General features: G+C 73.0%; 6 protein-coding genes. 3 read left to right on the forward strand and 3 right to left on the reverse strand.

The window, feature by feature from the left end:
* Both VGR37_12995 and VGR37_13000 read right to left on the reverse strand, forming a co-directional pair.
* On the reverse strand, nucleotides 1–2,790 hold a 2,790-nt coding region (locus VGR37_12995), incomplete at its 3' end, for a glutamate-cysteine ligase family protein (GenBank protein HEV2148314.1).
* Nucleotides 2,787–3,575: a cysteine peptidase family C39 domain-containing protein gene (locus VGR37_13000; GenBank protein HEV2148315.1), complete on the reverse strand. Its 789-nt coding sequence runs from the start codon at nucleotides 3,573–3,575 to the stop codon at nucleotides 2,787–2,789. The genes VGR37_13000 and VGR37_12995, both read right to left, overlap by 4 nt.
* Before the next feature lie 171 nt (nucleotides 3,576–3,746).
* On the opposite strand from VGR37_13000, the gene VGR37_13005 reads away from it, so the two are divergent.
* From VGR37_13005 to VGR37_13015, 3 genes are read left to right on the forward strand one after another with little or no spacing between them, the layout of a single operon-like run.
* Complete coding sequence (locus VGR37_13005; GenBank protein HEV2148316.1) at nucleotides 3,747–4,082, forward strand: ATP-dependent Clp protease adaptor ClpS; 336 nt, start codon at nucleotides 3,747–3,749, stop codon at nucleotides 4,080–4,082.
* A 1-nt stretch (nucleotide 4,083) separates the two neighbouring features.
* Nucleotides 4,084–6,414: an ATP-dependent Clp protease ATP-binding subunit ClpA gene (clpA, locus tag VGR37_13010; protein HEV2148317.1), complete on the forward strand. Its 2,331-nt coding sequence runs from the start codon at nucleotides 4,084–4,086 to the stop codon at nucleotides 6,412–6,414.
* A gap of 4 nt (nucleotides 6,415–6,418) precedes the next feature.
* Nucleotides 6,419–8,641, forward strand: a complete 2,223-nt coding sequence (locus VGR37_13015) for a prolyl oligopeptidase family serine peptidase (protein HEV2148318.1) — start codon at nucleotides 6,419–6,421, stop codon at nucleotides 8,639–8,641.
* A 221-nt stretch (nucleotides 8,642–8,862) separates the two neighbouring features.
* On the opposite strand, the gene VGR37_13020 is transcribed toward VGR37_13015, so the two are convergent.
* Nucleotides 8,863–9,447, reverse strand: a 585-nt coding sequence (locus tag VGR37_13020; GenBank protein HEV2148319.1) for a cupin domain-containing protein, incomplete at its 5' end; no start/stop codon positions are given.

The raw sequence follows: 9,447 nt of genomic DNA on the forward strand, positions 1-9,447 counted from the left end.
CGAGAGCGTCCCCGCCTCGATCACCCGCCCCGCGAGCTCCAGCAGCTCCGCCTCGTCGCGGCGCACCGAGCGGCGCGCGTCCTCCAGGAGCACGCGGAGCACGTCGCGCACGGCGGCGCGGCCGTCGGCGTCCCGGTCCACCGAGCCGAAGTGCGGCGCCGTCACCCGCGCGCGGCTCCCGTCGCGGACCGCGGCGCGGAAGTCCGCCACGAGCACCGCGTGCGCCGGGAGCTGCGCCCGCCCCTCCAGCACGCGCTGCGTCAGCGACTTGAGGGCGGAGCGCACGAACACGGAGATGGCCATGTCCATCCGCACGCACTCCTGCGTGTCGAGCACCCGCACCTCCATCCGCTTGCTGGACGCCTTGAACACCGCCCCGCGCGCGTTGAAGAACTCGTGGCGGAGGGGCCCCGTGTCCGGGATCCGGTCCAGCGCGGCGTACATCCCGCCCAGGATGCGCCGGCGGTAGTCCGCCAGGCTCTCCACGTACTCCGGGACGATCTCCCCCTGCGACTCCGGGATGCGCGCCTGGTGCTCCAGGATCCACGCCAGCCGGCCGTCCACGGCGGGCTGCAGGTCGCCGTCGTGCATCGGGGAGGAGGCCGCCAGCGCCGGGAGGTAGGGGACGAGGAGCGCCGCGGCGTTCAGCATCGCCACCGCCTCCGCCTCGCGCCCCATGGGGAGGCTCAGGTGGCAGCTGTGCACGTTCATCCACCCGTGCGTCTTCACGTCGAAGAGGCGGGCGTAGGCGTCGTAGACGCGCGCGTTGGAGCGCCGCCAGAGGCGGGCGCCGCGCGGGTCCATCCAGGGGTGCATCCCGGTGGGCATCAGCCGCGCGTCGAACTCGTCGCGCAGCACCGCCGCGAAGCGCTGGATCCCCTCCACCAGGGTCTCCTCCGCCTCGGCCAGGCTGCGCGCGGGGGCCTGCGTCTTCACCTCCAGCACGTGGTCGGCGATCTCGTTGGAGAGCCCCACCGCCCCCAGGTCCACGTCCGAGCACCCGCGCCCCGCGAGCGTCCGGAACGCCTCCTCCACCCGGTGCGCCACGTTCAGGTCGCGGTCCACCACGGCGTACTCCAGCTCCACCCCGGCCACCTCGAAGGGGCGGTAGTGCGCCCGCGGCTGCGGTGCGCGGCGGGCGCGGATGGGGGCGCGCAGCGGCGCCGTCTCCTCCGCGGGGTCGGCGGGGGCGGGCTCCGCCTCGGCGCCCTCCTCCACCCGGCGCAGGAAGAAGCGCACGATGTCCTCGTAGACGGCGCTGCCGTCCTCCGTGTCCTCGTAGCCCACGTCCAGGTTGGGGTTGTCGTTGATCTCGATCACCACCGGCCCGGCCGGCGTCTCCTTGATGTCCACGCCGTACAGCCCGCGGCCGATCAGCGCCGCCGCCCGCAGCGCCAGCTCCACCACCCCGCGCGGGGCCTGGTCGCGCCGCACCGCCTGCACGCGCCCGTAGCGCTCGGTCCCCTTCTCCTCGGTGCGGATCTGCCAGTGCCCCTTCGCCATGAAGTAGCGCGCGGCGAAGAGGAGCTGCCCGTCCAGCACGGTGACGCGCCAGTCGAAGTCGGTGGGGAGGTACTCCTGGGCGATGATGAGCGGGGAGCGGCGGAACATCTCCGCGGAGCGCTCCCGGTACTCCTCCGGCGAGGCCACCTTGTGAACCGCAGCGGAGAAGGAGCCGTCCGGGAGCTTGATCACCGCCGGGAAGCCCAGCTCCGCGAGCTGGTCGGGCGGGGTGCGGGCGGTGACCACCAGCGTGCGCGGGGTGGGGATCCCCTCGCGCCGCAGCAGCTCCTCCAGGAAGACCTTGTTGCTGCAGCGGATGATGGACTGCGAGTCGTCCACCACGGGCATGTCCAGCGCCTCCGCGCGCAGCGCGAACTGGAAGGCGGGGTCGCTCACCGAGGTGAGGGCCCGGATGAAGAGCGCGTCGAACTCGCCCAGCTTCTCCAGGTCGCCCAGCCCGATGCGCTGCACGTACACGTTCATCTTCGCCGCGACCCGCTCCAGCTTGTCGATCGTCTCCGGCGACGAGGGGGCGAAGGGGTCGTCCGCGTCGAAGAGCACCGCCAGCGAGGCGCGCTTCCCCTCGTAGGGGACCGGCGCGCCGCGGCGCACCACCAGGCGCTCGTTGCGGAGCGCCTCGGCGAGCTCCGCCCGCTCCTCCCGGCGGAGCTGGCGGAGTGAGACCGGCGCCACCCCGGTCACCTTCCACTCCTGGTCCTCCAGGAGCCAGCGGATGCGGAGCACCGGCACCGGCCACTCCCGGAACACCGCGAGCGACGCGGCGCGGAAGCGCGGGTCCGCGCAGGTGCCGAAGTATGCCAGCGACTCCGCCGCCTCGGCCTCCGTGGCGGGGCGGTAGCCCGGGCCGTCCCCCTCCGCGCGGAGGAGGGGAACGGCCTCGTCGTCGTCGGCGCCCTCGTCTCCGTCGTCGTCTTCCGGGTGGAGCGGCACGGGGAGCGCGCGGCGGCGGGCGCGCATCTCCCGCGGGTCCACGGTGGGGACGCCGGCCTCCCGCAGCGCGCGGAAGAGCCCGTAGGCGTCGGCCAGCCCCTCGATGGTCTCCACGCTGGGGAGCACCGTCTGCCCGCGCGCGTCCGCCAGGAGCGAGGCGTAGTAGCCGCGGGTGCGGTAGCGGTACGAGTTGCAGAGGTTGACCACGGTGAGGCCGCGGTCGGTCAACCCCTCGCCGCCCTCCAGGTACTCGTCGGCGGAGGCCAGCAGCTCCGCGGGGAGGTCGCCCGCCTTGCGCGGGTCGGAGACGACCACCACCAGGCGCCGGCGGCTCACGCGGGGCTCCCTTCGGCATCGCCGCGCCACAGCTCCAGCAGCACGGCGTCGTAGGTGAGGTCGCCCAGCAGGATCGAGTTGATCAGGCGCTGCGCGTCCACCACCTGCCGCCCCTCGTCCGCGTCCGGGACGTGCGCGGAGGGGTCGCGCAGCGAGAAGCGGCGCCCCCACTGCTCGTAGCCGGCGATGACGATGAAGTGCCCGGTGGGCTCGCCGCGCACGTCGTCCGGCACCAACTCGTCCAGCTCCTCCAGCTGCCGCTCGCGCTTCCAGCGGTACAGGTAGGTGGCGGAGAGACCGGCGAGGATGGGGTGGTCGCGGTCCAGGATCTCCTTCAGAAGACCGGGGGTCAGCTCCTCGAAGGCCACCTCCCCGCCCAGCTCCAGGAACTCCAGGTACGCCCGGGCGGCCCGGATCGTCTTGGCGCTGGTGAGGAAGGGGATGCGGCGGTGGACCTTCTCCGCCAGCTCGGGCATGGGGATGTCGAACCAGCTCGGGTCGAAGATCCGCAGGTCGTAGGCGTAGAGGCGCGCGCGAAACTCCCGGCGCAGCGCCGCGATCCCCAGGAAGACGGCGAGCGTGCCGCCGTCCTCGTTGCGGTCGATCTCCCCCAGCACCTGCGCCAGCTCCAGCTCCAGCCCGTAGTACTGGTAGACCTTGCGGAGGCAGGTGGGGCCGCAGGTGACGTCGTCCGGCTGCAGGATCCGCTGCACCAGGAGCTCGTGGGCGATGCGCCCGCCGTCCTCGGTGCGCTCCTCGGGGATGGTGGTGGCGGTCTCGGTCATGCCGGGCCCCGATGGAAAACGCGTGCCGCCCCCGGCGCGCCGCGTCCCCTGCACGTGAATCCTTGCCCCGGGCGCGGTGTATCGTTCCTTTTGTCGGGAACGTCAGGCGTATCCCGGTCGTGGAGACCGCGCCCGCGGCGGCGGGCGCATCGCCGTAACGCTCAGCAGGACATGCCCGAACAGGACCGAGACCGCAGGGAGGGCGACCCGGCGCGGCGCGAGGAGCTGCTCGTCCAGGAGCGCCCCCGCGCGAAGACGCCCCGGCTGTACCGGGTGCTCTTCCACAACGACGATTACACCACCATGGAGTTCGTGGTGGACGTGCTGGTGCGCTTCTTCCGCAAGTCCGCCACCGAGGCCGCGCAGATCATGCTCCAGGTGCACACGCTGGGCGTGGGGGTGGCGGGGCGGTACACCCGCGAGGTGGCGGAGACCAAGGTGGCCCAGGTGACCGAGGCCGCGCGCGAGGAGGGATTCCCCCTCCTGCTCACGATGGAGCCCGAATAAGATGCCCAACCCCGCCCTTCGCCCCGAGCTGGAGGTGACGCTGCGCCTGGCCGTGCTGGAGGCGGCGCGGCGCGGCCACGAGATGGCGGGGCTGGAGCACCTGCTCTTCGCCCTGCTGCACGACTCCGGCACCGCCGCCGCGGTGGAGCGGTGCGGGGTGGGGACGGAGCGGCTCAAGGCGCGCCTGGACCGCTACCTGGGCGAGGAGGTGGACGCCGTCGCGCCGGACGGGAGCACGGAGCCGGTGCTCACCCTGGCCTTCCGCCGGGTGGTGCAGCAGGCGGCGCTCCAGGTGCTCCGCGCCGGGAAGGACGAGGTCGCCGGCCCGCACGTGGTGGTGGCGATGTGGGACGAGCCGGACTCGTACGCGGTGCACTTCCTGGAGGAGGCGGGGCTCACCCGCCTGGCGCTGCTGCGCGCCGTCTCGCACGGCGGCGTGGACGACGAGCCGGTGCGCGCCCCCGCCGGCCCCGCCGCGGAGGAGGACGGGGAGGAGGAGGCGCCGCCGGGAGGGGCGCTCGCCCGCTTCACCGTCCCGCTGTCGCGGCTGGCGGCGGAGGGGCGCATCGACCCGCTGATCGGGCGGGAGCGCGAGGTGGCGCGCACCGTCCACATCCTCTCCCGCCGCCGCAAGAACAACCCGCTCTTCGTGGGCGACCCCGGGGTGGGGAAGACGGCGCTGGTGGAGGGGCTGGCGTGGCGGATCCACCGCGGCGAGGTCCCGGCGCCCCTCCGCGACGCGGAGATCTTCTCGCTCGACATGGGGTCGCTCCTGGCGGGGACCCGCTACCGCGGCGACTTCGAGGAGCGGCTCAAGGCGGTGCTCCAGGAGCTCCAGGCGCGGCCGCACGCCGTCCTCTTCGTGGACGAGATCCACACGCTGGTGGGCGCCGGGATGACCAGCGGCGGGGCGATGGACGCCTCCAACCTCCTCAAGCCGGCGCTGGCGGGGGGGCTCCGCTGCATCGGCTCCACCACCTGGGAGGAGTTCCGCTCGCACTTCGAGAAGGACCGCGCGCTCGCCCGCCGCTTCCAGAAGGTGGAGATCGCGGAGCCCACGGTGGAGGACACCGTCCGCATCCTGGAGGGGCTCCGCCCGCGCTACGAGTCGTTCCACGGCGTCCGCTACTCGGACGAGGCGCTGCGCGCCGCGGCGGAGCTGTCGCACCGGTACCTGCACGACCGCAGGCTCCCCGACAAGGCGGTGGACCTGCTGGACGAGGCGGGCGCCGGGGTGAAGCTGGAGCACGCGGGGGAGGGGGAGCCCCCGGTGGTGGGCGCGGAGGAGGTGGAGACCATCCTCGCCACCATGGCGCAGATCCCCCCGAAGACGGTGTCCCGCTCGGACAAGGAGCGGCTGCGCACCCTGGAGGCGGACCTGAAAGCCCGCGTCTTCGGGCAGGAGCGTGCCTGCGAGCAGGTGGCCTCGGCCGTGAAGCTGGCGCGGGCGGGGCTCCGCGACCCGCAGAAGCCCATCGGCTCCTTCCTCTTCACCGGCCCCACCGGCGTCGGGAAGACGGAGGTGGCGCGCGCCCTGGCCGAGACGCTGGGGATGGAGCTGATCCGCTTTGACATGAGCGAGTACATGGAGCGCCACACCGTGTCGCGGCTGATCGGGGCGCCGCCGGGGTACGTGGGCTTCGACCAGGCGGGGCTCCTCACCGAGGCGGTGAACCGCACCCCGCACGCGGTCCTCCTCCTGGACGAGATCGAGAAGGCGCACCCGGACGTCTTCAACATCCTCCTGCAGGTGATGGACTACGGCAAGCTGACCGACAACAACGGCAAGCAGGCGGACTTCCGCAGCGTCATCCTCATCATGACCAGCAACGTCGGCGCGGAGGAGCTTTCGCGGCGGCGGGTGGGCTTCGGCGGGGCGACGGGCGAGGGGGAGGACGCGCGCGCCTTCGAGCGGGCGTTCACCCCGGAGTTCCGCAACCGGCTGGACGCGCGCATCGCCTTCGCGCCGCTCACCCTGGCGGTGATGGAGCGGATCGTGGACCGGACGATGGGGGAGCTCCGCGCCCTCCTGGCGGAGCGCGAGGTCACGGTGGAGCTGACGCCGGCCGCCCGGGAGCGGCTGGCCCGCCGCGGGCTGGACCCGCAGAACGGCGCCCGCCCGCTCGCCCGGCTGATCCAGGAGGAGCTCAAGCAGCCGCTGGGGGAGGAGATCCTCTTCGGGCGGCTGGAGCACGGCGGGACCGCCACGGTGGACGCGGCGGAGGAGGGCGAGGGCTTCGTCCTCCGCTTCGAGCCGGCGGCGGGGGCTGGCGCGGCGGCGGCGTCCGGCCCAGCTTCCGAGGAATCCGACGACACCCCACCAGGAGTCTGAACGCATGCACCACCGGCTTCCCACGAGGACGCGGCCGCTCGGCGCGGCCGCCGCCGCGGGGGTCCTGGCCCTCGCGGCCTGCGCCCCCGCTTCTCCCGCACCCACGTCCGCCGCTCCCGTGCCCGTGCAGACCTCCTCCGCACCGCCCGCCCGCCCCGACTACCCGGAGACGCGGCGGGCGGACCAGGTGGACGACTACCACGGCACGCGGGTGGCCGACCCGTTCCGCTGGCTGGAGGACGCCGACTCGCCGGAGACGGCGGCCTGGGTGGAGGCGCAGAACCGGGTAACCTTCGCGCACCTGGAGGCGATCCCGGAGCGGGAGCGGATCCGCGCGCGCCTCACCCAGCTCTGGAACTACCCCAAGTACGGGGTCCCCTTCAAGGAGGGAGGTCGCTACTTCCTCTTCCGCAACAGCGGTCTCCAGAACCAGTCCGTCCTGTACGTCCACGAGGCGCTCGGGGACTCCGGGCGGGTGCTCCTGGACCCCAACGCCCTTTCCGCGGACGGCACCGTGGCGGTTTCGACCGTCAGCGTCTCCGAGGACGGGAAGCGCGTCGCGTACGGCGTGACCTCCGGCGGCTCGGACTGGCAGGAGTTCCGGGTGCGCGACGTCGCCACGGGGCGCGACCTGAGCGACACGCTCAAGTGGGTGAAGTTCTCGGGCGCAGCGTGGACGCACGACAACCAGGGCTTCTTCTACTCGCGCTACGCGGAGCCCACCGGGAACGCGCTCACCGCGGCGAACAAGGGGCACAAGCTCTACTACCACCGGATCGGCACGCCGCAGTCGGAGGACGTGCTGGTGTGGGAGCGCCCGGACAAACCGGAGTGGTACGTCTTCGGGCGGGTCTCGGAGGACGGCCGCTACCTGGTGGTCACCGTGAACCAGGGGACGGACCCGCGCAACCGGCTGTACTACGTGGACCTCCAGAACCCCCGCCGGCCGAACGTCCGGGGGCGGGTGGTCCCCCTCCTGGACGAGGGCGACGCCAGGTACGACTTCGTCGGCAACGACGGCCCGGTCTTCTACCTCCAGACCGACCTGGAGGCGCCGCGCGGCCGCGTGGTCGCGGTGGACACCCGCTCGCCCGGGCGCTCCGCCTGGCGCACGCTGATCCCGCAGGGGCAGGACGCGCTGCAGGAAGTGACCATGGCGGGGAACCGCTTCGTCGCCTCGTACCTGCAGGACGCCGCGTCGCGGATCCGCCTGTTCAATCTCAGCGGCGCGCCGGCGGGCGAGATCGCCCTCCCCACGCTGGGGGCGGTGAACACGTTCCGCGGCGACCGCGGCGACCCGGAGGCCTTCTACTCCTTCACCTCCTTCCTGCACCCGACCACGGTCTACCGCCACGACTTCCGGACGGGCGAGTCCACCGTCTTCCGGCAGCCGGAGATCCCCGGGTTCGACCCGTCGCGCTACGTCACCGAGCAGGTGTTCTACACCTCGAAGGATGGGACGCGGGTCCCGATGTTCGTCACGCACCGGAAGGGGCTCGCGAAGGACGGTGACAATCCCACGCTGCTGTACGGGTACGGCGGCTTCAACATCAACGTCACCCCGGCCTTCTCCGTCTCCCGCCTGGCCTGGCTGGAGATGGGGGGGATCTACGCCGTCGCCAACCTCCGCGGGGGGAACGAGTACGGCGAGGAGTGGCACCGGGCCGGGATGCTGGAGCGGAAGCAGAACGTCTTCGACGACTTCATCGCCGCCGCCGAGCACCTGATCGCGCAGGGGTACACCTCGCCCAAGAAGCTCGCCATCTCGGGCGCCTCCAACGGCGGGCTCCTGGTGGGCGCGGTGATGAACCAGCGCCCGGATCTCTTCGGCGCCGCGCTCCCGGACGTGGGGGTGATGGACATGCTCCGCTACCACAAGTTCACGGTGGGCTGGGGGTGGGTGCCGGAGTACGGCTCGGCGGACGACCCGAAGATGTTCCCGACCCTGTACGCGTACTCCCCGCTCCACAACCTGAAGCCGGGGACCTGCTACCCGGCCACGATGGTGACCACGGCCGACCACGACGACCGGGTGGTGCCGGGGCACTCCTTCAAGTACGCGGCGGCCCTCCAGGCGGCGCAGGGGTGCGGGAACCCCGCCCTCATCCGCGTGGAGACGCGCGCCGGGCACGGGGCGGGGAAGCCGACGGCCAAGCAGATCGAGGAGGCGGCGGACCGCTGGGCCTTCCTGGTGGATGCGCTCGACGTGGAGACCGACGGGATGTAGGCGGTCGGGCTCGAGAACGAAGAACAGCGCCTCCATCGGGATAATCCGGTGGGGGCGCCTGTTTGTCCGGTGGGATCGCGGTGGGGGTCGGCGGGGGGAGGCCCCTCCGGCGGTGCGTAAACTCGCCCTGCCGTCTGCGAGAGACGCGATTTTAGCGCGGGCTCACACAGACGCACCGCCTCCGGAGCCTCCCCCCGCCTCCCGTGCGGCATCGTCAGGTGTCAGATCAGCTCTTCCGTTTCGGGGAAGTCGCGGCGGATGCGGTCGGCCATTTCCGGGTGGGCGTCGAGTATGGCGAAGTCCTCGAACTCGAAGCCCGGGCCCACCGTGCAGCCCACCAGGGTGAAGGCGCCCGCGGGGCGGGCGGCCTGCCAGCAGCCGGCGGGCACCACGTGCACCGGCTCCCGCCCCGCGCCCACCGGACCGAGGAGGACGCGGTGCAGGCGGCGCCCTCCCGGGTCGAGCCAGAGCAGCTCCAGGGGGTCGCCCTCGTAGAAGTGCCACGCCTCGTCCGCGGTGACGCGGTGCCAGCGGCTCCGCTCGCCGGAGGCGAGGAGGAAGTAGATGGTGGTGAGCGCCGCGCGGTCGTCCGGGGCGCGGTCGGGGCGGACGCGGAGGTGCGAGCGGAACAGCTCGCGGAAGTGGCCTCCCTCCGGGTGCGGCTGGAGGTCCAGCTCGCGGAGCAGCTCGGTGGCGCGCGGGTGCATCGGCTCGGGTGCGGATGGGGTGCGGTGCGGCGCGGGCGGGTCGTCGCGCAGCTCGGGTTCGTCGCCGCGGATCCGCGCGGGGTCGGGGCGGAGCGGGGG

It is taken from the genome of Longimicrobiaceae bacterium (assembly GCA_035936415.1).
Lineage (GTDB): Bacteria > Gemmatimonadota > Gemmatimonadetes > Longimicrobiales > Longimicrobiaceae > JAFAYN01.